The organism is Acidocella aluminiidurans, from assembly GCF_055383125.1.
In genome coordinates this window covers 2,923,488-2,945,896 of record NZ_AP031589.1, presented here as the reverse complement: position 1 = coordinate 2,945,896, position 22,409 = coordinate 2,923,488, and the positions used below count along the sequence as shown (strand labels likewise).

Sequence of the window (22,409 nt, the reverse complement as noted above, 5' to 3'; positions counted from 1 at the left end):
ACTCAGACACTTTTCTCGCACGACGATGGGCGGTGCTGCCGCCGGGTCTCGCAGGTTCGGCGCGATGGCTCGTGCCGGGTCGAATATGTTTGGCGCGCTCAACACTGGTGGCGGACTGCCGACTGCGCTGGAACACGCGGGCGTCAATTTGGACGCTCTGCGTGGCGCTCCCATTGATGTGGTGATTGATGCCATTGTCCGAGCGTTCACGCCCGAGAATGGCGATGGCGACAAAATTGAGGCGGCGCTCAGGGAGGCGCTTGAGCAAGCCCTTCAAGGAAAGGCCGATTTTGATGTTGAACGGTTCCAAGGATTTGATGACGCCACGTATGCAGACATGATTACCAATTACATTGAGGCGTGCATCGTCGAGCAGATAATGTCGGAGGGAACAGAATCCTTTGACAAGGCAGCATCTGGTCGCGAGCAGATGGATCGCGAAAACCAACTCAGGGCAACGGTCGCAGAGGTGGTTGAAACCAGCATGATACCGCTGGTGGAGGCGGGCATAAGAAATATGAATCAAACTCAACTTGAGCGTCTGCAATTGCAATGCATTGAAAAAGTCCTAAGGGCCTGGGAGAACTAAAATGGTTGACGTTTTCCTTTATGGGCAATCCGGGTTTCCCAGAGGGCAATCGGCCGATGTGGCAGTTGCCATGTATGATGCTCTCAAACGACCCCAAGATGCCCGTATCGGTAGCCCGGTGATAGATGCTGTCCGTCGGCTTGGCGTGAAGTCGTCCGTTAGGTCTTTTGATTTCCTCAGCATTGCGATGGCGGTAACGGCTGCAGACACCTTCGCGACGCGAGAGAATACCTCTGATGTGGGATGGGGACGAGAGCTCCATGTGAGCGTGCCTGTAGCTGAACCAGATGCTTTTGGACCTGTAGTCCCCACTTTAGAGAAGGCACTCAGCTTTCTTACCGGCGACAAGTGGACGCTTGAACTGCGGAACGGGGGACGGCTTCCGCCGAAGCGGCAAACAAGAGGGAAGATTCTAAATCTACGCGGCGTCGACTCAGTATGCCTTTTTTCAGGTGGGTTGGACAGCACTATCGGTGTAATTGATTTGAAGGTTGGAGGAAGAAAACCGGTATTGGTAAGTCATGCGTATGCAAATGACCAAGCGCGACAGGAGGAGATACAGCGGTCGATTTTTAGCGAACTACCCAGGTTCGCGTGCTTGGCCAATCCGCGGTGGGGAAAGCAACCACCCGGCGCACCGAAGCGCCCGTCCGACACGACCATGAGAGGCCGAAGTTTCGACTTTTTAGCCATGGCCGCGGTTGCAGCGTCCGCCGTAAAGCAAGTCTCAGGAATGCCTCGTGTTCCATTGTTTGTGCCCGAGAACGGGTTCATTGCCATCAATCCCCCCCTAACATTACGCCGCATTGGCTCACTGAGCACACGCACCACCCATCCGCATTATCTGGGTTTGATGCAGCAAGCCTTCGATGCGCTGGATTTTGGTATCGATATCGATAACCCATATCAATACAGCACCAAGGGCGAGATGATCAAAGACTGCCGAGACAAGGTCGCTCTGGGCAAGGTTGCCGCGAGAACGGTATCCTGTGGAAAATGGAAACGTAGCCATCAGCAGTGTGGTCGGTGTGTTCCGTGTTTAATACGTAGGATGTCGTTCCACTCTGCGGGTATAAAGGACCCGACATACCCGTGTTACCGCCATCAGCTTCTCCCAGATGTTCTCAAAGATGAAAATCAGCGCGCAGATTTGCTGGCGTTCTCCAATGGCGTGAGCTGGCTCGAAACCCCGAAATTGGCGAGCAAGGTCCGCGCGTCCGGGCCGCTGCCATCTGATGTGACGAAATATTCGGCATTGCAGGCAGTGGTGGAGCGTGGTTTGAGGGAGGCAAAGAGCTATTTCACTGCCAACGGCATCCCAGTTTGATTGACTTCCATTGCCATCTAGATTTGTATCCCAACCCTCATGAGGTCGCGGCTAGATGCGCGGCGGAACGCGCGTATGTGCTTTCGGTGACGACTACCCCGAAGGCATGGCGCGGAACCATGGCGCTGGCCAAGGGACGTGAGCGCATTAAGACGGCTCTCGGCCTCCATCCTCAGATTGCGCACGAGCGGCATCGGGAGCTGGCGCTGTTCGAGGGATTGCTGCCCGAGACCAAATATGTGGGCGAAATTGGTCTGGATGGGTCACCGGAGTTCCGCCAGCATGCCGCAATCCAGAGGACGTGCTTCGACCAAATCCTGAAAGCAAGTGCGCGGGCTGGCGGACGCATTCTCTCAGTCCACAGCCGAGGTGCTGCGGATGATGTATTGGCCATGCTTGCAGGTCAGCCTGATGCGGGCATAGCTGTACTTCACTGGTTTAGCGGTACCAAATCACAGTTGCGGCGGGCAATTGATATAGGCTGCTGGTTTTCAGTTGGACCAGCTATGGTCCGGGGGCGGAAGGGAATGGAATTGCTATCCGAGATGCCTCTCGAACGCGTCCTAACGGAGACCGACGGGCCATTTGTTCAGCGGTCCGGGATACCTATTCAGCCAGGTGATGTCGCCGACGCGATTTTAGCGTGCTCGAACGCATGGAAAATAGAGGCTTCCGATGCTGCTTCCTGTATCAGAGAGAATTTTAGGCGGTTAGTGTCTTAGACGCACCTTAAGAAGTGAGTTTGACCGTTAACCTATAATGTCCGTTTCCGTGTGTCTCAATCCGAGAGCTGCCATTCCGTTATCGGCCCACTCTAGCCTTCAGCATCTGACGCCCCATTCGTTAGCTCCCCCTACTCCGCCGCCGCCCTAAACTCCGCTGCCACGGCCTCGGCCTTTCGCATCAGGCGCAGAAAATTCCCGCCCCAGATTTTGGCGATCTCTTCACGGCCATAGCCGCGTTTGGCCAAAGCCGCCGTCAGGTTCGGGGTTTGGCTGGCATTCATGAAGCCGCGCACGCCGCCGCCGCCGTCGAAATCGGTGCCGATGCCGACATGGTCCACGCCCATGCGTTTCACCGCGTAATCGACATGATCGACGATGTCCTCCACCGTCAGATCCGCGGCGCGGGCTTTCGGGCGCAGGAAATTGGAGACGATGGTGATCTGTGCGAGGCCGCCCGTGGCGGCCAGCGCGTCGAGCTGTTCGTCGTCCAGATTGCGCTTATGGTCGCAGAGGGTTTTCATGCAGCTATGGGTCGCCACCACCGGGGTGCGCGAGCGCGCGGCGGCCTGCAGCATCGTCGCCTTGGAGGCGTGGGAGATGTCGATCAGCACGCCCAGCTCGTTCATCCGCGCGATCACCGCCTGGCCGAAATCCGAAAGCCCGCCATAGAGCGCCTCGGGGTCGCCCAGGGTGGGCAGGGCGATGGCGGCGTCCGCGATCTCGTTATGGCCGTTATGGGTGAGGGTCATGTAGCGTATGCCACGGGCCGCGAACTCGTCCAGCAGCGCCAGCTCCTTGCCGATGGCGTAGCCATTTTCGATGACCGGGACGATGCCGGGCTTGCCCGCCGCGAAAGCGGCCTCGATGGCGCCAGCACTGGTCGCCCAGATGCCGCCGGCGCCATCCGCCGGGGCCATGGCGGCGATGGCATCCAGCATCGCGCGCGCCCGGGCGGTGGCGGCCTCATGCCCGGCTTCGTCGCGCCGTCCCTGCGGGATATAGGCGGCGAAGCAGACCGCGCCGACCCGGCCTTGCCGCATCTTCGGCAGATCGACACAGCGCGGCCCGTCCTCGAACGGGCTGGGGCCTTCCGGCCAGGGGATGTCGACATGGGTATCGATGGCCAGCAGGCCGTTATGCGGATCGTTTTCCATTCCTCGCATGGTTGAGCGCAAGGCAGCCGGCGTCAAGCGCCTTGCGCATCACCGAGGGCACCGGGGCGGTGCCGACCGGGGCGTGCAGCGCGCCCGCCGGCAGGGCGGGCACGCGGGCCACCTTCACGGCCAAAGTCAGGGCGAAATGGGTGAAGACATGCTCGATGGCGCCGGCATCGCGCCAGCTGGTTTTCACCGGCGGGGTCTCCGGCAGGGCCAGCATGCCCCCCAGCAGCCCGCTGGGCGGGCGGCGCAGCAGCAGCACATTGTCCTGCGCGTCCAGCAGCATATAGGCGATGCCTTGGCGGCGCGGGCGCTCGGGCTTTTTCGCCTTGGCCGGGAGGCTGGCTGCAATGCCCTGGGCGCGGCCGGCGCAATGCGCCATCCAGGGGCAGATCGCGCAGGCGGGGGATTTGGGCGTGCAGATGGTGGCGCCGAGATCGAACAGAGCCTGGGCGAAATCGCCGGGGGCGGCGCGGGCGGCTTTGTCGCGCATCAGCGCCTCGGCGGCGGTGGCGATGGTTTTCTTCGCACCCGGCAGCGGGTCGGTGATGGCGAAGAGGCGGGCGGCGACGCGTTCGATATTGCCGTCAACAGGCAGCACCGGCAGGTTGAAGGCGATCGCGCCGATGGCGTTGGCGGTGTAGGGGCCGATGCCCGGCAGGGCGCGTAACCCTTCGATACAATCAGGGAATTCGCCCAGCGCCGCGACCGCGACCGCGCATTTATGCAGGTTTCTGGCGCGGGCGTAATAGCCAAGCCCGGCCCAGAGGGCGCAGACCTCCTCCACGCTGGCGGCGGCGAGCGCTTGCACGGTGGGGTAGGTTTCTAGAAATCTGGCGTAGTAAGGCCGCACGGTTGCCACAACCGTCTGCTGCAACATGATTTCGGAGAGCCAGACATGGTAGGGGTCGGCATGCTCGCCAGGGGCTGAGCGCCATGGCAGATGACGGCGATGGCGGTGATACCATGAGAGGAGTTTGCGTGCCGGAGGAGGGGAAGAAGAAGCGTGCGCCACGGGCGCCGATTGTGCCGCAGGAAGCCGCGCCGCGCAATTTCGGCCCGCGCGGCATCGCCGCGGTGCTGGCGCCGATCACCCGTCCGGCCTTTCGCAGGCGCGCCCCGGCGGCGGCACAGCTGATGGCGGACTGGCCGCAGCTGGCCGGGCCGGAGCTGGCGGCGCGCGCCGCGCCGCTGAAATTCGCCGGCGGCACGCTGACGCTGGGCTGCACCGGGCCGACCGCGATGGAGCTGCAACTCGCCGCCCCGCAGATTATCGGCCGGCTGAACCTGGCTTTGGGGCAGAGCATGATCGAGCGGCTGCGCTTTGAGCAGCAGGCGCCGCGCCCGCCCGCCACCCCGCCAGCCCGCCCGAAACCGCGCCATCCCGTGCCCCCGCCGGCGGATCTGCCGTCCGGCAAGCTGGGCGAGGCGCTGGCCCGGCTCTATCAGGGCTTAAAATCCCGTGGATAACTCTCACGCCGGGTTGGACTCCCGGCAGGGTCTTTGGCTACACTATATATAGGAGACAACATGCAGATTACCCGCCGTTCAATACTATCTGTTGTGGGTGCCACCGCGCTGATGCCAGGCGCCGCCTGGGCCGACTCGGGCGCCCTTCCGGCCACCGAGACGCAGCGCTCGATCGGCTCGGACAAGGCGCCGGTGACGATCATGGAGTTCTTCTCCCTCACCTGCACCCATTGCGCCGAGTTCGGCACGGTGACGATGCCGCAGGTGAAGCCGAAGCTGGTGGATACCGGCAAGCTGCGCATCGTCTATCATGATTTCCCGCTCGACCAGGTGGCGCTGAAGGCGGCGCAGGTGGCACGCTATTTGCCGGTGGACGAGTATTACCCGTTCATCGAGGCGCTGTTCGCCAGCCAGAATGACTGGGCCTTCCAGCAGGGCGAGGATTACCACGCCTCGATCTTCAAATATGCCGCCCTGGCCGGCATGGACCAGGCGACCTACGACAAGGCCTGGAACGACATGGCGCTGGCGAAATGGATTCTCGCCGGCCAGAAGGAAGCCGAGACCACCTATAAGATCGACGCCACCCCCTCCTTTGTGCTGAACGGCAAGACCTATCCGGGCGCGATGGATTACGAGGATTTCGCCGCCCTGATCGCCAAGGCGGCCGGAGGCTAAACCGGGACTTCAGCCCCGGCTGGAGGCCCTGACTTTGACTTTCACATCTCCGCGACAAGGCTGAAGGCCAGCTTTGCCGCGGGATGTTGCCGCAGGAGACCACATGCCCGCTCGTTTCGCCCGGCTGCGGATTGCCGGTTTCAAGAGCTTTGCCGACCCGACGACGGTGGAGATCCTCCCCGGGCTGACCGGGGTGGTGGGTCCGAACGGGTGCGGCAAATCCAATGTCATCGAGGCGCTGCGCTGGGCGATGGGCGAGGCCAATGCCCGCAATATGCGCGGCAATGAGATGGAGGATGTGATCTTCGCCGGCACCTCCGGCCGGGCGGCGCGCAATCTGGCGGAAGTGACGCTGACGCTGGAGGAGACGCTGGGGCTGGCGCCGCCGCCGTTTCAGGAATCGGCGGATCTGGAGATTTCCCGCAAGATCGAGCGTGGGGCGGGCAGCGCCTACAGGGTCAACGGCAAGGAGGCCCGCGCCCGCGACGTGCAGACCTTGTTCGCGGATCTGGCCTCGGGCTCGCGCGCCTCGGCGATGGTGAGCCAGGGGCGGGTTGGCGCGCTGGTGAATGCAAGGCCCGAGGAGCGCCGGGCGCTGCTGGAAGAGGCGGCGGGCATTACCGGGCTGCATGCGCGCCGGCATGAGGCGGAGCTGAAGCTGAAGGGGGCGGAGCAGAATCTGCTGCGCGCCGATGATCTGAAGGGCCAGCTGGAGGCGCGGCTGGGTGAGCTGCGCAAGCAGGCGCGGCAGGCGACACGCTATAAGGGGCTTTCCGGCAATATTCGCGCGGCCGAGGCGGAGCTGCTGTCCATCCAGCGGGCGATGGCGGTGAAGGCGCGCGAGACCGCGCAGGCGGCGTTTGCGGCGGCCGAGGCGCGGGTGGCGGCGGCGGCGGCCAAGGCCGAGGAGAGCGCGGCCCAGGCCGAGGCCGCCGATACCAATCTGCCGGCTTTGCGCGAGGCGGAGGCCGAGGCGCGGACGGTGCTGGAGCGCGCGCGCATCGGGCTGGAGCAGGTGAAGGAGCAGGAAGCCCGCGCCCGCGCCGCGCTGAACGATGCCAAGGCCCGACTGGAAGCGCTGAGCCGCGACCATGGCCATGCCCAGAAGCTGGTGGCGGATGCGCAGGCGGCGCAGGCGCGTCTCGTCGCCGAGCAGGAGGTGCTGCAGCAGGAAACCAGCGCCGCGCCGGCGGCGATCGATCAGGCGGCGGATGAGGCCGAGGCGGCTCTGGAGGCGATGCGCGCCGCCGAGAGCGCCTCCACCAAGGCCACCGAATATGCCGCCCGTCTGGCCGCCGAGGCGGATGCGGCGCGGCGGGCCTTGCAGGAGGCGGAAAGCCGCGCCCGGCGTTTGGGCCAGCGCGCCGCCGAGACCAAGGCCGAGCATGACAAGATTGCCGCCACACTGATCCCGCCCGAGCGTGTGGCGGCGGCGGAGACCGAGCGGGCCGAAGCCGAAGCGGCTTTGGCCGGGGCGCGCGAGGCGGTGACCGCCGCCGAGGCGGCGAAGGTGAAGGCGGAAGCCGAGGCGGCCGAGGCGCGCAGCGTGGCGGAAGCCGAGCTGGCCGGGGCGCGCTCGCGCGCCGCCTCGCTGGAAGCCGCGGCGACCAAGGTGGGCACCGAATATGACGCGCTGGCGGCGTTGCTGGCGCAGAAATTCGGGCGCGAGAGCCAGCCGATTCTGGACCAGATCACCGTGCCGCCGGGGTTGGAAGCGGCTTTGGGTGCGGCGCTGCGCGAGGAATTATCGGCCTCGGCGGACCTGAGCGCCGCGCGCCATTGGCGGGCTTTGCCGCCGCTGGAGGTGGCCACGGGGAAGCTGCAGAGCTTCGCCGAGCTGGCGCAGGGGCCAGAGGCGCTGAAGCGGGCTTTCGCGCATATTCTGCTATTGCCTGAGGGCGAGACCGGGGATCTGTATCAGCCGAATTTGACGCCGGGGCAGATACTGGTCTCGCGCGAGGGCGCGTTGTGGCGCTGGGATGGCTATATCGTCCGCGCCGGTGCGGCCTCCGAGGCGGCGGTGCGGCTGAAGCAGCGCAACCGTCTGACCGAGCTGGAGCGCGAGCGGAGCGTGGCCCGCGAGGCCGCGCAGGTGGCGCGCGATGAGCGGGTGAAGGCCGAGGCGGCCGAGCGCGAGGCCCGCGCCAATGAGGCAAAGACCCGCGAGGCGCATCGTGCCGCCGAAACCGCCGCGCGTGAGGCCCGGCGGCTGGCGGAGCAGCGTTTCGACAAGGCCCGCAATGAGGCGATCCGGCTGACCGCCGAGGCGGAGCGCGGGGCGTCCCGCGCCGCCGCCGCCGCCGCCCAGGCCGAGCAGGCCGCAAGCGAGGCGCAGGAGGCCGAGGCGGCCCTGGCCAAATTGCGCGAAACCCATGCGGCGTTGCCGGATGTGAATGCCGCCCGTCTGGCCGTGGAGCAGGCGCGCAACGCGCTGAACGAGGCGCGGCAGGCCGAGAGCGCCGCCCGCGCCCGGCTGCTGGCGCTGCGCAATGCCGAAACCCAGCGCGGCCAGCGTTTGCAGAGCCTGACCCGCGAGCTGGAGGGCTGGCGCGAGCGTGGCCGCGATGCGGGCGACCGGCTGAAAGACCTCACCGCCCGGCTGAGCGAGGCGCAGAGTGGGCTGGAGAGCCTGAATGCCGCGCCTGAGCAGGCGCAGACCGCGCATAAAGAGGCGCAGGAGGCGTTGCAGGGGGCGGAGGCCGCGCATCGGCTGGCGGCGAAAGCCTTGCAGGAAGCGTTGAACGCGAACGAAGGCGCGATGCGCGTGGCGCGCGCCGCCGAGAGCGAGCTTGGCGCGGCGCGTGAAGCCCGGGCGCGTGAAGAGGGCAATATCACCGCCGCCAACCATGCTTGGGGCACGGTGGCGGAGCGGATTCTGGAGCGTCTGGGGGCCAACCCTGAGCTGCCGGAGCCGCCTGAGGTTTTGAACACCGAGGTGGAGGACAAGGCCCGCAAGCGCTGGGAGCGTTTGCAGCGCGAGCGCGAGGAGATGGGGGCGGTCAATCTGCGCGCCGAGATCGAGGTGAATGAGGCGGAGGCCGCGATTGCCACCATCGACAAGGAGCGCGACGAGATCACCTCCGCCATCGCCAAATTGCGCGGCTCGATCGGGCATTTGAACCGCGAGGGGCGGGAACGGCTGAACACGGTGTTCGCCGAGGTGGACAAGCATTTCCAGGGGCTGTTCGCGCGCATGTTCGGCGGCGGCAAGGCGCATCTGGCGCTGGTGGGGTCGGAGGATCCGCTGGAGGCCGGGCTGGAGATTTTCGCGCAGCCGCCGGGCAAGAAGCTCTCGACGCTGTCCTTGCTCTCCGGTGGCGAACAGGCATTGACGGCTTTGTCGCTGATTTTCGCGGTGTTCAAATGCAATCCGGCGCCGATTTCGGTGCTCGATGAGGTGGATGCGCCGCTGGATGACGCGAATGTCGAGCGGTTCTGCAATCTGCTGGAGGATATGGTGCGCGAGACCGGGACCAGGTTCCTGGTGGTGACGCATCATCATCTGACCATGGCCAGGATGGACCGGCTTTATGGGGTGACGATGCAGGAGCGCGGGGTTTCGCGGCTATTGTCGGTGGATTTCCACCGGGCGATGGACATGGTGGATCCGGGGCACGCGATGGCGGCGGAATAAAAAAACCGCTCAAATTATCAAAAGTTTTTTGGGGCCGCCCCTTTTTTACAAAAAAGGGGCGGAAAACGCTGGGGGCTTATCCCATGCCAGCGGCAACAAAAAAGGCCCCGCGAGGGGCCTTGATTGTACCAGCTCCAAGGGGAGCGTGTTGTTACCGAACCGTCCGCAGGATGGTCGGAATATCGGCGCGGGAGATGCCGATATCGTTCAGGTCACGCTCATTCATGGCGTAGAGCTCGCTCGCGACAGCGCGGCGGGCCTGCCAGGCCTTGAACCAGCGGCGCAGCCCACCCGTCTTGCTCTCGGCGGCGACGGGAGCCTCGCGCGAGATCACCAGCGACCCGAGCTTGCCCAGGGTGGTACGGTTATGGATAGTCGTCGACATGATTCACCTATTCTCTAATGGAACGGCCGGTTCGGGATGAGCCAGCTGCGTTCCGGAAACGACCAGTTCGTCGCCGTTTCGAGGCATTATATAGGGCATTTCGCGGAATTTTTGTGCAGGTGCGAACGCCGAGTCAGGCCTGCGTTGGAAGCATAGCAACGGGATTACTCATGTCATCAGAACATAACACACGCCTCGCCGCCTTACGCGCTTCATGTCGTCAATACGGGCTGGATGGATATTTGATTCCACGATCGGACGAATATCTGGGCGAATATGTCCCGCCCTGCGCGGAGCGGCTGGCTTTCATCTCCGGCTTCACCGGCTCGGCGGGGCTGGCGATTGTGCTGAGCGCGCGAGCCGCGGTGTTTTCGGATGGCCGCTATACCTTGCAGTTGGAGCAGGAGACCGACGCCAGCGCCTGGGAACGGCGGCATATTATCGAGGACAAGCCCGAGGCCTGGCTGGCCCAGGCGGCGCCGGGCGGGCGGATCGGCTACGACCCGTGGACGATCAGCGCCGAGGCGCTGGGCCGCTTTACCGGGGTGGAGATGGTGCCGCTCTCGCCCAACCTGATCGACGCGATCTGGGCGGACCGCCCCGCCCCGCCGCTGGCGCCGGCCTATCCTTACCCGGAGGCGCTGGCCGGGGAGAGCAGCGCGGCGAAGCGCCATCGCCTGGGCGCGGCGCTGAAGGCGGCCGGGCAGGATAGCGCGGTGCTGAGCGATGGCGCCTCGCTGGCCTGGCTGTTCAATATTCGCGGCACGGATCTGGAATTCTGCCCCTTCGCGCTCGGCTACGCGCTGCTGCACAAGGATGGCACCGCCGGGCTGTTCATGGCGCCGGAGAAGATCACGCCCGAACTGCGCGCCCATCTCGGCCCGCAAGTGTTCATCGCCGCCCCGGAGGCGCTGCCGGGGGCGATCGCGACGCTGGAAGGCCGCGTGGTGCGCTATGATCCGGCAAGCCAGCCGGCCTGGTTTGAGGCGGCGTTGAAGGAGGCGCGGGCGGTGATCGCCCCCGGGCCGGACCCGGTGGCGCTGCCCCGGGCGCAGAAGAATGCGGCCGAGCAGGCGGGGGCGCGCGCCGCGCATCTGCGCGATGGCGTGGCGATGGTGGAATTCCTGGCCTGGGCGGCGGAGGCGCTGCCCCGCGGCAAGGAGACCGAGATGAGCGCCGCATCCCGGCTGCTGGCCTGCCGCGCCGCGCAGGACAAATTCCGGGGCGAGAGTTTCCCGGCGATCTCCGGCGCCGGGGAGAATGGCGCCATCATCCATTACCGGGTGGACGAGGCGAGCAACCGGGCGATCAAGCCCGACGAGGTCTATCTCATCGATAGTGGCGGCCAGTATCTGGACGGCACCACGGATATCACCCGCACCATCTGGATCGGCCCCGGCACCGCACCGGACAGCGTGAAGGCGCATGTCACCGCCGTGCTGGCCGGCACCATCGCCCTGGCCCGGGCGGTGTTTCCGGACGGGGTGGCGGGGGCGCATCTGGATGCGCTGGCCAGGCAGGAGCTGTGGCGCGCCGGGCTGGATTATGACCATGGCACCGGGCATGGGGTGGGCGCCTATCTCTCGGTGCATGAGGGGCCGGTGAGCATTTCGCGCGCGGCGCGGCCGGTGGCGCTGGCGGAGGGGATGATCCTCTCCGACGAGCCGGGCTATTATCTGCCCGGCGCCTACGGCATCCGCATGGAAAATCTGCTGCTGGTGCAGAAGGCGGATTTCCCGGCGACGAAAAAGCCATTCCTGCGCTTCGAGACGCTGACCCTGGTGCCGTTTGATCGTGCGCTGATCGATTCGGCCCTGCTGCCGGCGGAGGCGCTGGCCTGGCTGAATGCGTATCACGCGCATGTGGCGGCCATGCTTTCGCCCTATCTCTCTGATAAAGCTGCCGCCTGGTTGAAGCGGGTTTGCGCCCCCATATAATTATTTGACCATCGCGTCGTGGATCAGGCAGTCTTTGAGCTGCGGAGTCGCTGAATTTTTCAAGAAAGGGCAAGCCATGCGCCTGTTCGTCGCACTCGACCTCCCCTGGGAGGTCAAGGAAGAACTCAGCGAACTTTCCTGCAATCTGCCCGGCGCGCGCTGGGTGCCGGAGGATAATTTCCACCTCACTCTGCGCTTCATCGGCGAGGCCAACCGGCTGCAGGCGGAAGAGATCGACATGGCGCTGAGCGCGCTGCGCGGACGCGGCTTCACCTTCTCCCTCTCCGGGCTCGGCTGGTTCGAGAAGAATGGCCGGGTGAACACGCTCTATGCCGGGGTGGAGCGCAATGAACATCTGGCGCGGCTGCAATCGAAGGTGGAGACGGCCTTGCACCGCGTCGGGCTGGCGCCGGATAAGCGGCGCTTTACCCCGCATGTGACACTGGCGCGGATGGATATGGGGGTGACGCCGGCGCTGACCAGCTTCGTGCAGGCGAATAATCTGTACCGCTCGGCGCCGATCCGCGCCGATAATGTGACCTTGTTCTCCTCCTTCCTGGGCAAGGACCAGCCAACCTACACGCCCGAGGCTGAATACGCCCTGGCTTAGAGCAATATGTGTTTGGGTTGACGCGCCAGAGGCGATACAAACACATGAAATTGCTCGATAAAAAATGAGTAGCGCGAGAGGGGCGTAACGCCCCTCTCGCGCTACGGCAATCTTCACATTTCTCTGGCTCGACTCAGGGGCGGCCGCCACGGTATCGTTGCGGCATGGACGCGATTGTGACGGGCGAGGCCCTGACGCCGGAGGCGCCGGCGGCGGAAGCGGAAATCGAGCGGAAAATGATCCGGACATGGCGCTTTGGCCTGGATGCCGCGCGGCTGAAGGCGCTGGAACAGAGCCCGCTATTCGGCCCGCCGGTACGGGCGAAGCGGCTGCAGGAGCGCTACCTGGACAGCGCGGATTTCGCCCTGGCACGGGCCGGGGTGACGCTGAGCTGGCGCAAGGCGGGGCGCGCGGCGCGGCTCAGCCTGCTGCATGACGGGGTACGGCTGGAAGCGGCGCAGACCGGCGAGGCGCCGGATTTGAGCGCCTTCGGCCCGGCCTGGCAGGCCAGCCTGACCACGCTGCTGCAGGATGCGCCGCTTTATGAAATGGCCTTCGGCACGCTGCGCCAGACCACACGCGCCTTTGCCGGCGCCACGCTCTGTTTCGAGGCCGGGCAGCTCGGCGCCGAGGGGCAAAAGATCACTCTGGCGGAGGTGGAACTCTCCGGCCCGGCCACCGCCCTGGCCGATGCCGCGCTGGCGCTCGCCGGCGAGGCGGCACTGACCCTGCAACCGGAATTCCCCGGCCCGCGCGCCGTGCGCCTGGCCGGCGGGCCGATGCTGAAACCGCAAAAGGCCGCCGGGGCGCTGGAAGGTGCGCCCTGCCTGGATGAGGCGGTGCATGACATCGTGCAATCCTGCCTCAACCAGTTCCGCGCCAACTGGGCGGTGTTCGCGCATGGCGACCAGGTGGGGGCCGTGCATCAGATGCGGGTGGCCATGCGCCGGCTGCGCTCGGCCCTCGGGCTGTTCAACCGGGCGCTGCCTTGCGCTGAGTTCCTGCTGCTGCGCGAGGAGGCCAAGCGCCTCGCCAATGCCATGGGCGAGGCGCGCAACTGGGACGTGTTCATCGCCATGCTGCGCGACGGACCGGCCAACGCCTTCCCGCGGGAGCGCGGCTTCGCCGCGTTGGAGGCGCAATGCCAGAGCCATCGCGCCGCCGGCTATGATGCCGTGCGCGCGCTGCTGGATGATCCGGCGACGACGCGCTTCATCATCGCCGCCGAGGCCTTCATCGCCAGGCGCGGCTGGCGCGGCGGCCTGCCGGTGGAGGCGCTGGCGCAGCTGGCCGCGCCGGCCAGCGATTTCGGCGCGATCTGCCTGCAGCGTTTGCATCGCAAGGTGCGCAAGCGCGGGCGAAATCTGGCGGCGCTGCCGGCGCATGACCGGCATCTGGTGCGCATCGAGTTGAAAAAACTGCGCTATGCGGCGGAGTTTTTCGGCGGGCTGTACGCGCAGAAGGGCAAGGTGCGCAGCTTCAACAGCGCCGCCGCTGCATTGCAGGAAGAGCTGGGCAAGCTCAACGACATGGCCACCGCCGAAGGTCTGGCCGCGCGGCTGCAGGGCGGCACGCCGGAGGCGCTGCGGGCGCTTGGCATCGTGCTGGGCTGGACGGCGCATGCCGCGCTGGGCGAGCCACGGGCGCTGAACGCCGCCTGGGCGGAGTTCAAGAACACGAAACTCTTCGTCTGACCCTGGGGGGTTTGCCATGGAAGGCTATCTGCTGCGCCGCGTTGAGATCGAGGCCATGGCGGGGACGGCGAAGACGCATTTTCTTGAGCCGGGCGCGAAGCGGTTGAATAAATCACTGGGCGATGCCACCGGGCTGACCGGGATCGGGTTTCATTTGATCGAGGTGCAGCCTGGAGATGACAGTACGGCGCTGCTTGTTCATTCGAATGAGGATGAGTGCGTGTATGTGCTCTCAGGAAACGGCACGGCCTATATCGGCGATGAGATGTTTGAGATTTCCGCTGGCGATTTCATCGGTTATCGCAAAGGCGGGGCGGCGCATCGGCTGCGCAATAGCGGCGAGACGCTGTTGCGCTGCCTGGTGGCGGGGGAGCGCAATGCGCATGATGTCTGCGATTATCCCGAGGCCGGACAGCGCCTGCTGCGCGCGCCGGGGCTGCCGGGGAGCGTGACCCCGCTTGCAGCGATTCGGGAACTGCCCGCAGGGGTAGGCAAGAAATAGAGATTTGGGGGGCGTTTTTTCAAAACGCCCCCTTCTCGCGCGTCTTAGAGCCTTCAGCTTTTAGCTGAACGCTCTAGCTTTCGTTTTGGCGAGCAATTTCATGTGTTTATTTTGACGCTGGCGCGTCAACCTAAACACATATTGCTCTAAACCGGCAGCGTCACGCTCACCCGCAACCCCTGCGCCAGATTGGCCAGGGCGATATCCCCGCCATGGGCGCGGATGATGTTGCGGGCGATCGACATGCCCAGCCCCGAGCCGCCGGTTTCCCGGTTGCGGCTGGTCTCCAGCCGGCGGAAAGGCTCGAAGACGCGCTCCATCTCCTCCACCGGAATCCCCGGCCCGTCATCCTCGATCTCGATGCGCAGCATGCCCTTCACCGGCGGGTGCAAGCGTACCCGCGCCGCGTCGCCATATTTCAGCGCGTTGGTGATGAGATTGCTCAGCGCGCGCTTGAGCGCCAGCGGCCGGGCGTTGATGGGAAGATGCAGCGGGCCCTGATAATCCAGCGTCTCGGCGCGCTCGGGGTCGAGATCCGCCGCCTCATCCACCAGCGTGCGCAGCAGGCTGGCGAGGTCCAGCCGGGCCAGCGGCTCGGTGGTGGTGATGTCCTTGCCGAAGGCGAGTGTGGCGGCGACCATCGCCTCCATCTCATCGAGATCCGCCAGCATTTTCGCCCGCTGCTCGTCATCCTCCATATATTCCGCGCGCAGCTTCAGCCGCGTGATCGGGGTGCGCAGATCATGGCCGATGGCGGTGAGCAGGAAGGTACGGTCCTCGACGAAACGGCGGATGCGCGCGGCCATGGTGTTGAAGGCGCGGGCCGCGGTGGCGATCTCCTCCGGGCCGGTCTCGGGCAAAGGCTGGGCATTGACCACGTCGCGCCCGAACAGTTCGGCGGCGCGGGCCAGGGTTTTCACCGGCACCAGCAATTGCCGCACCGCCAGCGTGATCATCATGCCGCCCAGCAGCATCATCACGATGAAGGCGGTGGCGAAGCCCGGCGAACGCCAGGGGGCGGGGGGATGCAGCTCGGTCGTCACCGTCAGCCACATCAAAGGCGGCATCAGCTCGTCCGGCGAGGGAAAGGCGAAGGGCGGCGGGCCATCCGGGAAGCCGTCATGCGGTTGCGCATGATCGGGCGAACCGCCATCCCCCGGCGGGCCGCCATCGGGCGGCGGCAGCGGCGGGAAGAACAGCCCGTCCGGCAGGCCGAAACTGACCATCAGCCGCAGCGGATGCGGGATGATCCGCAGCACGATGCCACGCGGACGGATAGGGCGCGGGATGCCATAGGTGAAGATGCCGGCGCGCACCGCCTCGGCCATCGGCAGCGGCATGGGCAGCGTGCCCTGCTCGGGCGGCACCATGGTCAGGCTGACCGTGTCGCCCTTGGGCACCGGCTCGCGCGCCGCCACCATGGCCCGGTTGTCCGGCTGCGCCAGGGCGATATGGCGATAGATGATCGCCGCCCGGGTCGCGAATTCCTGCTCCTGGACCAGGCGCTGCAGATTGATCTGGTTCACCGTATGCACCAGCAGCCCCAGCATCTGGATCAGCGCGAAGCCGACCAGCAGGAACAGAATCGTCCGCCGCGCCAGGCTGTGCGGCAGCAGGCGCGTCCTGAAGCAGCCCAGCCTCAGCCGCCGAAAGCTCAAAGCCGCTCGACGGGGGTGGAGAGCACGTAGCCGCCGCCGCGCACGGTCTTGATCAGCTGGGCGTTGCGCCCGTCATCCTCCAGCTTGCGGCGCAGGCGCGAGACCGCGACATCGATCGCCCGGTCGAACGGCCCGGCCTGGCGGCCGCGCAGCAGATCCAGCAGCATGTCGCGGGTCAGCACCCGGTTCGGCCGGTCCAGCAGGGCGACCAGCAGGTCGTACTCGCCGCCGGTGATCGCGACCTCGGTGCCGCTCGGGTCCAGCAGGCGCCGGCGCGCGGTCTCCAGCACCCAGCCGGCGAACTGGTAGGTTTTCGCGCTCTGGTCGGCGACGCGGTCCTCCGCCTCGGCGGTGCGGCGCAGCACGGCGCGGATGCGGGCCAGCAGCTCGCGCGGGTTGAAGGGCTTGGTGACATAATCATCCGCCCCCAGCTCCAGCCCGATGATCCGGTCGGTCTCATCGGCCATGGCGGTGAGCATGATGATCGGCACGTTGGTCTCGGCCCGGAACCAGCGCGCCAGCTCCAGCCCGCCCTCGCCGGGGAGCATGAGGTCCAGCACCACCAGCTGATAATGGCCGTTGAGGAAGGCGCGGCGCGCCTCCTTCCCATCGCGCGCGGCGGTCACGCGCAGACGCTGGCGTTCCAGGAATTTCGCCAGCAGATCGCGGATTTCACGGTCGTCATCGACGACGAGTATGTGCGGCAGGGTGTCCATGGCTGTTACAATAGCGATCCGCTGGGGCTTTGGGCAGATGAGGTTGCAATACGTGACAATTCGGCCCTGAACCGCAACAGTCCGGGCCACGAAAAAAACGCTTGCCCCCCTGGGCCGTTGGCTCTAATGCGCCCTCACGCAGCAACGTACGTGCCTCTGCCGGCTCTCCGGTTACGCAACGGCGTCAAGCGTTCTGGCAGCACGACTGGGAAGCCCTCCGGCGACCTGGAAGTCGGCTGGTTCGTTCGACCGTTTCGATAACCCTGCCCCGCCGCGTGAACAGGCGGGCATTTGAGAGAAGGACTTGAGGGCCATGACCCCCAAACTCGCTTCCTTTCTGGCGTCGCAGCCCGCGACGCCGTGCCTGGTGCTCGACCTCGACCAGGTGGCGGAGAATTATGCCCGGCTGCGCGCGGCGCTGCCGGCGGCTTTGATTTATTACGCGGTGAAGGCCAACCCGGCGCCGGCGATTCTGCGGCTGCTGGCGCAATCCGGCGCCTGTTTCGACGCGGCGTCCTGGCCCGAAATCCAGGCCTGCCTGGAGGCCGGCGCGGCGGCGGAGGCGATTTCCTTCGGCAACACGGTAAAGAAGCCCTCCGCGATCCAGGCCGCCTACAAGGCCGGGGTGCCGCTCTACGCCTTCGATTCCCGCGAGGAGCTGGAGAAAATCGCCCGGCACGCGCCCGGCGCGAAAATCTATTGCCGTCTGGCGGTGAATAATATCGGCGCGGAATGGCCGCTCTCGAAGAAATTCGGCACCACGCTGGAAAAGGCGAAAGAGCTGATGCTGGCCGCCCCTGCTTTGGGGCTGGTGCCGCACGGGCTCTCCTTTCATGTCGGCTCGCAGCAGACCGGCACGCTGGCTTATGAGCTGGCGATCGCGGAAGTGGCGATGCTGTTCACCGACCTGAAGCAAGCTGGGCTGCCGATGCGGATGCTCAATCTCGGCGGCGGCTTTCCGGTGCGCTACCAGGAGGAGGTGCCCGAGGCGGATGCCTTCGGCAACGCCATCATGGACGCGATGGTCGCGCATTTCGGCAACGACATCCCGGACATCCTGATCGAGCCGGGCCGTGCGATGGTCGGCAATGCCGGGGTGGTGGCGGCGGAGGCGGTGCTGGTCTGCCGGCGCATGCCGCAGGATGAGCGGCGCTGGGTGTATCTGGATATCGGGCGCTATGGCGGGCTGGCGGAGACCGAGGGCGAGGCGATCCGTTACCGCATCACCGCCGGCAATGGCCCCACCGGCCCGGTGGTGCTGGCCGGCCCGTCCTGCGACGGGGTCGATGTCATGTACGAAAAGACATCCTTCAGCCTCCCCCTCGATTTGCAGTCCGGCGATCGGGTTTTGATCCACGATGCCGGCGCCTACGTCACCAGCTATGCCAGCCAGAATTTCAATGGCTTCGCGCCGCTGGCCGAGCATTACATCTGAGGGTTGTGGTGGCTGAGCCGGAAAGGCTCAGCCCGGCGCGCCGCGCCACAGCGCCGCCGCAGCAACAGGTTGTGTAAGTCAATTTAACGCGCCGACCAAATCGCCTGACTTCGCCAACGCGGAGTCAGGCGATTTATTTTGTGACACATCTATTCTTTTTTTAACCGTCGCCACGCGAAAACCACCTTAAATATGCCTCTCTAGCTTCGCCTTGAATCAAAATTTGTACGATTTTTGGAATAAGAGAGGTTGTTATGGCCGACACGCAAAATAATATAAATTTCCAAAATTTTGACGATTCGTCGTGGCCGAGCAGCTGGTTTGGCTGCGCGCCGGGGAGCTGGACCTGGCCTGGCGATGGCGACAGAGACGGCTCAAGCAAGGGCGGAATCACGGAAAACGGCATGACCGCCTACGCGATCGCGCTCACCCCGGGCAGCGGCGGCAGCGCAACCGCGACGATTCTCTCCCCGCTGCATATCGGGGTCAGCGTCACCTCCACCGCCACCGGCGCCCTCGCCAACCTGCTGGGCGACGTCAACACCGCGATCACCGGCGAAAGCTTCAAGCTGAATATCGGCGACTTCAGCCTCCCGAGCTATTATTACGGCACCACGACAATCGACAGCGTGAGCGGGTTTATTGCGAATACGCTGCCAGGCGGGGCCGGGCTCTGGTATTTCGTCACCCCCAGCACCAGCCAATCCAACAGCCTCGGGCGGGGCGCTTCCGGCACGGCGCATCATGACACGACCGGCGCCAGCTCGCCCTATCAATGGGATCTCGCCACCGGCCAGGCCGTCTGCTTCATGGCCGGAACGCTGATCGAGACGCATGACGGGGAAAAGCCGGTGGAGAGCCTGCGCCCGGGCGATCTGATCCGCTGCGCCGATGGCCGGTTGATGCCGTTGCGCTGGCTGGGCGAGCAGCAGATCGTCCGTGCCTTCGCCGATCCCATCCGCGTCGGCCCGGTGCGCATCCGCGCCGGCGCGCTGGGCGGCGGGCTGCCGCGGCGGGATCTGCTCTGCTCGCCCGATCACGCCTTTCTGCTCGGCGGGGTGCTGGTGCAGGCCGGGGCGATGGTGAATGGCGGCAGCATCCTGCGCGAGCCGCAGATGCCGGAGCGCTTCACCTATTATCATCTGGAATTGGCCGAACATACGCTGGTGCTGGCGGAAGGCGCGGCCTCGGAAAGCTTCGTCGATCATATCGACCGGCTGGCCTTCCATAACTGGGCGGCGCGCGGCCCGCAGGCGGCGCTGCCGCCGATCCAGGAAATGCAGCTGCCGCGGGTAAAATCCGCGCGGCAATTGCCGGCTTCATTGCGCCAGGCGCTGGGCCAGGCCCAAGCCGCCTGAAGGCGGGCTTTACGGCCAGGCGACCTGGGCGGTGGCGAGGTCCAGCCCGCGTTGGCTGGCCACCCGCATGGCGGAGGCGGCGAGCGGCGGGGTTTCGCGCCGCACCTCCAGCCAATAGCCATGCACCGCCAGCGCCGCCGCCAGCGCTTCCAGTGCCGCCACCAGCCGGGCCCGTTGCGCGGGTTCCAGCGCGATGCGGTAGAGATAATTATCCAGCAGCCAGAAGGCTTCGTTCTGGGCCGCCGCCACCGCGCGCAGCAGCCGGCGCTCCAGCTTGGTGACAGCAAACCCGCCGGGCGGGCGCAGCGGCAAAGCCCGCGCGCAATCCGCCTGCCGCCCCTGCCAAACCGCCAGCAAGGCGCGGTGGATCTGCGCCTGATCCCGCCCCAACCCGAACGGGCAAACCAGACTGGCTGCCCCCGCCTGACCACCCACCGCCCGGCGCAATGCGCACAGGGCCACACGTTCCGCCCGGCTCAAACCCGGCTCAGCTTGCAACAGGGTCATGGCTGCACCTCCTATGCCCGACCCTCGCATAATTGATAATGATTATCAATTGCAATTTTTGTTCATCAAAGCGCTTTTGCGCCTTCCCCGCGCTTCTTCTACACTCCGCCCCGACCGGCCATTCCGGCCGGACGACATCCACAAAACGGAGAGCAGAATGCGCGAGATCAAACTCAAGGCGGCGGATCAGAGCGGCGAATTTTCGGCCTTCGTCTGGGAGCCCAAGGGCCTCAAGGCTGGCAAGGAAGCCGGCGCGGTGGTGGTGATCCAGGAGATTTTCGGGGTCAATGACAGCTTGCGCGAGACCGCCGCGTCTCTCGCTGAGCAGGGCTTCATCACCATCGCCCCGGATCTGTTCTGGCGGCTGGAGCCGGGGGTGAACATCTCCGACAAGAGCGACGCGGAATGGCAGAAGGCGTTCGACCTGATGAACCGCTTCGACCAGGATAAGGGCATCGAGGATCTGAAGACCACCCTGGCCGCGGCGCGTGAGCTGCCGGGTTGCAATGGCAATGCCGGCACCATCGGCTTCTGCCTCGGCGGGCGCCTGGCGGTGATGATGGCGACACGCTCCGATTCGGACGTGAATGTTTCCTATTACGGTGTCGGGCTGGACAGCCTGCTGCCGGAATTCGACCGCATCCAGGCGCCGCTGATGCTGCATATCGCCGATGAGGATGAGTTCTTCCCGGCCGAGGGGCGCGAGACGCTGATCGAGGGGCTGGAAGGCAATGAGTGGGTGGACGCCTTCGTGTTCCCCGAGGTGCAGCACGCCTTCGCGCGCGTCGGCGGGGTGCATTACGATGCCCGCGCGGCGACCATCGCCAATGGCCACACCACCGAGCTGCTCGCCGAAATCCTTGACTAAGCTGACACGCCGCGCGGTTTGCGCGGGGGCATTGGCGCTGCCCGCCTTGGCACGGGCAGCGCCGGATCTGGGCCAGCTTCTGGTGCAGGCGGTGCGCGGGCAGATGGCCGCATTGGGCGATGGCCCGGTGCTGCTGAATTCCTATCTGGTGAAAAGCGGGCCGGGGGCGGATAATTTCGACCTGACCCAGGCCAATGCCGCCTATGTGTATGATAATGCGCTGGCCGGGCTGCTGCTGATCGCGGCGGGGCATGAGGATGAGGCGCTGCGCATCGGCCAGGCTTTGGCGATGGCGCAGGCGCATGACCGGACATTTCACGATGGCCGGTTGCGCAACGGCTATGCCGCCGGGGTGATGACGAGCCCGGCGAAACTGCCGGGATTCTGGAACAAGAAAACCAATCAGTGGGATGAGGACCCGTATCAGGTCGGCACCGATACCGGGCCGGTGGCCTGGGCGATGCTGCTCTGGCAGGCGCTGGGGATGGATAGACCCGCGAACAAGGCCGGGAATTTCCTGGATGAGAGGCTGCGCGCGCCGCTTGGCTATTATGGCGGGTTTTACGGGTTCGATCCGTCGCAGCAGAAGCTCGGCTGGGAGAGCACGGAACAGAATCTCGATCTGGCGGTGGCGTTTTCGCGGCTGGGCCGGGCGGAAGATGCAGCCCATGCCAGGGCATTTGTGAAGGCGGCCTATGATGCGAAGGCGCATCTGTTCAAGACCGGGCTGACGCCGGATGGCAAGCCGGGGGCGATGCTGGCGGCGGATGCCGGGATCTGGCCGTATCTGGCCGGGATTGGCGACGGGGCGAGTGCGAAGGCGGCGGTGGACGCGTTGCAGCATGGCGATGGCATCGGATTTTCCAGCGCCTCGGACGGGATCTGGCTGGAAGGCACGGCCTTCGCGGCGCTGGCGCTGAAGCGGCTGGGGGATGCGCGGGCGGGGGCGTTTCTGCAGACGGTGGCGGAGAACTTGTCACCGCAGGGCTATGTGTATGCGACGGTGGCGCCGGTTCTGGGCACCGGGTTGAAAGTTGGGCCGTCCCTGCGGAAGGGCGTGCCGGAGGCGGATTTCAACTATTACCGCCGGCCTTCGCTGAGTGCGACGAGTTGGGCCGGGTTGGCGGCGCTGGGCGTGAATCCGCTTTAATTAGCAAAA

The 22,409-nt window shown here is 65.5% G+C and carries 20 protein-coding genes; 14 read left to right on the top strand and 6 right to left on the bottom strand.

The window, feature by feature from the left end:
• The first annotated feature begins 64 nt into the window (after nt 1-64).
• From ACZ46S_RS14540 to qatD, 3 genes are read left to right on the top strand one after another with little or no spacing between them, the layout of a single operon-like run.
• The gene (locus ACZ46S_RS14540; RefSeq protein WP_464062305.1) at nt 65-589 is read left to right on the top strand and encodes a hypothetical protein; all 525 of its coding nucleotides are present in this window, start codon (nt 65-67) and stop codon (nt 587-589) included.
• 1 nt (nt 590) lies between these two features.
• Nucleotides 591-1,916, top strand: coding sequence for a Qat anti-phage system QueC-like protein QatC (qatC, locus tag ACZ46S_RS14535; protein WP_464062303.1), 1,326 nt, complete (start codon nt 591-593; stop codon nt 1,914-1,916).
• The gene (gene qatD, locus ACZ46S_RS14530) at nt 1,913-2,638 is read left to right on the top strand and encodes a Qat anti-phage system TatD family nuclease QatD (RefSeq protein WP_464062302.1); all 726 of its coding nucleotides are present in this window, start codon (nt 1,913-1,915) and stop codon (nt 2,636-2,638) included. The genes qatC and qatD overlap by 4 nt, the downstream gene beginning before the upstream one ends.
• Nucleotides 2,639-2,769: 131 nt before the next feature.
• Here the strand turns inward: qatD and ACZ46S_RS14525 are convergent, their stop codons facing one another.
• Nucleotides 2,770-3,795 (bottom strand): dipeptidase, encoded by a 1,026-nt coding sequence (locus ACZ46S_RS14525; RefSeq protein WP_295737996.1) that lies wholly within the window; start codon nt 3,793-3,795, stop codon nt 2,770-2,772.
• A complete protein-coding gene (locus ACZ46S_RS14520) occupies nt 3,776-4,678 on the bottom strand; it encodes an A/G-specific adenine glycosylase (RefSeq protein WP_464062299.1) in 903 nt (300 codons plus the stop codon). The genes ACZ46S_RS14525 and ACZ46S_RS14520 overlap by 20 nt, the downstream gene beginning before the upstream one ends.
• Before the next feature lie 101 nt (nt 4,679-4,779).
• Here ACZ46S_RS14520 and ACZ46S_RS14515 point away from each other — a divergent pair, with 101 nt between their 5' ends.
• The 3 genes from ACZ46S_RS14515 to smc all read left to right on the top strand — a co-directional run bounded on the left by ACZ46S_RS14515 (nt 4,780) and on the right by smc (nt 9,580).
• A complete protein-coding gene (locus ACZ46S_RS14515; protein WP_464062298.1) occupies nt 4,780-5,268 on the top strand; it encodes a DciA family protein in 489 nt (162 codons plus the stop codon).
• A gap of 60 nt (nt 5,269-5,328) precedes the next feature.
• Nucleotides 5,329-5,946 (top strand): DsbA family protein, encoded by a 618-nt coding sequence (locus ACZ46S_RS14510; RefSeq protein ID WP_464062297.1) that lies wholly within the window; start codon nt 5,329-5,331, stop codon nt 5,944-5,946.
• Nucleotides 5,947-6,049: 103 nt separating this feature from the next.
• A complete protein-coding gene (gene smc / locus ACZ46S_RS14505; protein WP_464062295.1) occupies nt 6,050-9,580 on the top strand; it encodes a chromosome segregation protein SMC in 3,531 nt (1,176 codons plus the stop codon).
• A gap of 151 nt (nt 9,581-9,731) precedes the next feature.
• On the opposite strand, the gene ACZ46S_RS14500 is transcribed toward smc, so the two are convergent.
• Entirely contained in the window at nt 9,732-9,965 is a 234-nt protein-coding gene (locus ACZ46S_RS14500) for a DUF1127 domain-containing protein (protein ID WP_008494169.1), read from the bottom strand.
• Between the two features lie 170 nt (nt 9,966-10,135).
• Between ACZ46S_RS14500 and ACZ46S_RS14495 the strand changes: the two genes are divergently transcribed.
• From ACZ46S_RS14495 to ACZ46S_RS14480, 4 genes are all read left to right on the top strand, one after another.
• Nucleotides 10,136-11,902, top strand: a complete 1,767-nt coding sequence (locus tag ACZ46S_RS14495) for an aminopeptidase P family protein (RefSeq protein WP_464062294.1) — start codon at nt 10,136-10,138, stop codon at nt 11,900-11,902.
• Between the two features lie 76 nt (nt 11,903-11,978).
• Nucleotides 11,979-12,512 (top strand): RNA 2',3'-cyclic phosphodiesterase, encoded by a 534-nt coding sequence (gene thpR, locus ACZ46S_RS14490; protein ID WP_464062293.1) that lies wholly within the window; start codon nt 11,979-11,981, stop codon nt 12,510-12,512.
• Nucleotides 12,513-12,676: 164 nt separating this feature from the next.
• Nucleotides 12,677-14,206, top strand: a complete 1,530-nt coding sequence (locus ACZ46S_RS14485; RefSeq protein ID WP_464062291.1) for a CHAD domain-containing protein — start codon at nt 12,677-12,679, stop codon at nt 14,204-14,206.
• Between the two features lie 16 nt (nt 14,207-14,222).
• Nucleotides 14,223-14,708, top strand: a complete 486-nt coding sequence (locus ACZ46S_RS14480) for a cupin domain-containing protein (RefSeq protein ID WP_464062289.1) — start codon at nt 14,223-14,225, stop codon at nt 14,706-14,708.
• Between the two features lie 146 nt (nt 14,709-14,854).
• Here the strand turns inward: ACZ46S_RS14480 and ACZ46S_RS14475 are convergent, their stop codons facing one another.
• Together ACZ46S_RS14475 and ACZ46S_RS14470 are read right to left on the bottom strand one after the other, a co-directional pair.
• Complete coding sequence (locus ACZ46S_RS14475) at nt 14,855-16,345, bottom strand: ATP-binding protein (RefSeq protein WP_464064291.1); 1,491 nt, start codon at nt 16,343-16,345, stop codon at nt 14,855-14,857.
• Between the two features lie 17 nt (nt 16,346-16,362).
• On the bottom strand, nt 16,363-17,082 hold the full coding sequence (locus tag ACZ46S_RS14470) for a response regulator (RefSeq protein ID WP_295738025.1): 720 nt from the start codon (nt 17,080-17,082) through the stop codon (nt 16,363-16,365).
• Nucleotides 17,083-17,395: 313 nt separating this feature from the next.
• Here ACZ46S_RS14470 and ACZ46S_RS14465 point away from each other — a divergent pair, with 313 nt between their 5' ends.
• Both ACZ46S_RS14465 and ACZ46S_RS14460 read left to right on the top strand, forming a co-directional pair.
• On the top strand, nt 17,396-18,517 hold the full coding sequence (locus tag ACZ46S_RS14465; RefSeq protein ID WP_464062288.1) for a type III PLP-dependent enzyme: 1,122 nt from the start codon (nt 17,396-17,398) through the stop codon (nt 18,515-18,517).
• Nucleotides 18,518-18,921: 404 nt separating this feature from the next.
• Nucleotides 18,922-19,875, top strand: a complete 954-nt coding sequence (locus tag ACZ46S_RS14460; protein ID WP_464062287.1) for a Hint domain-containing protein — start codon at nt 18,922-18,924, stop codon at nt 19,873-19,875.
• 9 nt (nt 19,876-19,884) lie between these two features.
• Here the strand turns inward: ACZ46S_RS14460 and ACZ46S_RS14455 are convergent, their stop codons facing one another.
• Nucleotides 19,885-20,382 carry a hypothetical protein gene (locus tag ACZ46S_RS14455; protein WP_464062285.1) on the bottom strand — a complete coding sequence of 166 codons (498 nt, stop codon included), beginning with the start codon at nt 20,380-20,382 and terminating at the stop codon, nt 19,885-19,887.
• Between the two features lie 157 nt (nt 20,383-20,539).
• Between ACZ46S_RS14455 and ACZ46S_RS14450 the strand changes: the two genes are divergently transcribed.
• Nucleotides 20,540-21,250, top strand: a complete 711-nt coding sequence (locus ACZ46S_RS14450) for a dienelactone hydrolase family protein (RefSeq protein ID WP_295738033.1) — start codon at nt 20,540-20,542, stop codon at nt 21,248-21,250.
• On the top strand, nt 21,243-22,400 hold the full coding sequence (locus ACZ46S_RS14445; RefSeq protein WP_295738035.1) for a hypothetical protein: 1,158 nt from the start codon (nt 21,243-21,245) through the stop codon (nt 22,398-22,400). Before ACZ46S_RS14450 ends, ACZ46S_RS14445 begins: the two co-directional genes overlap by 8 nt.
• Nucleotides 22,401-22,409: the final 9 nt, after the last annotated feature.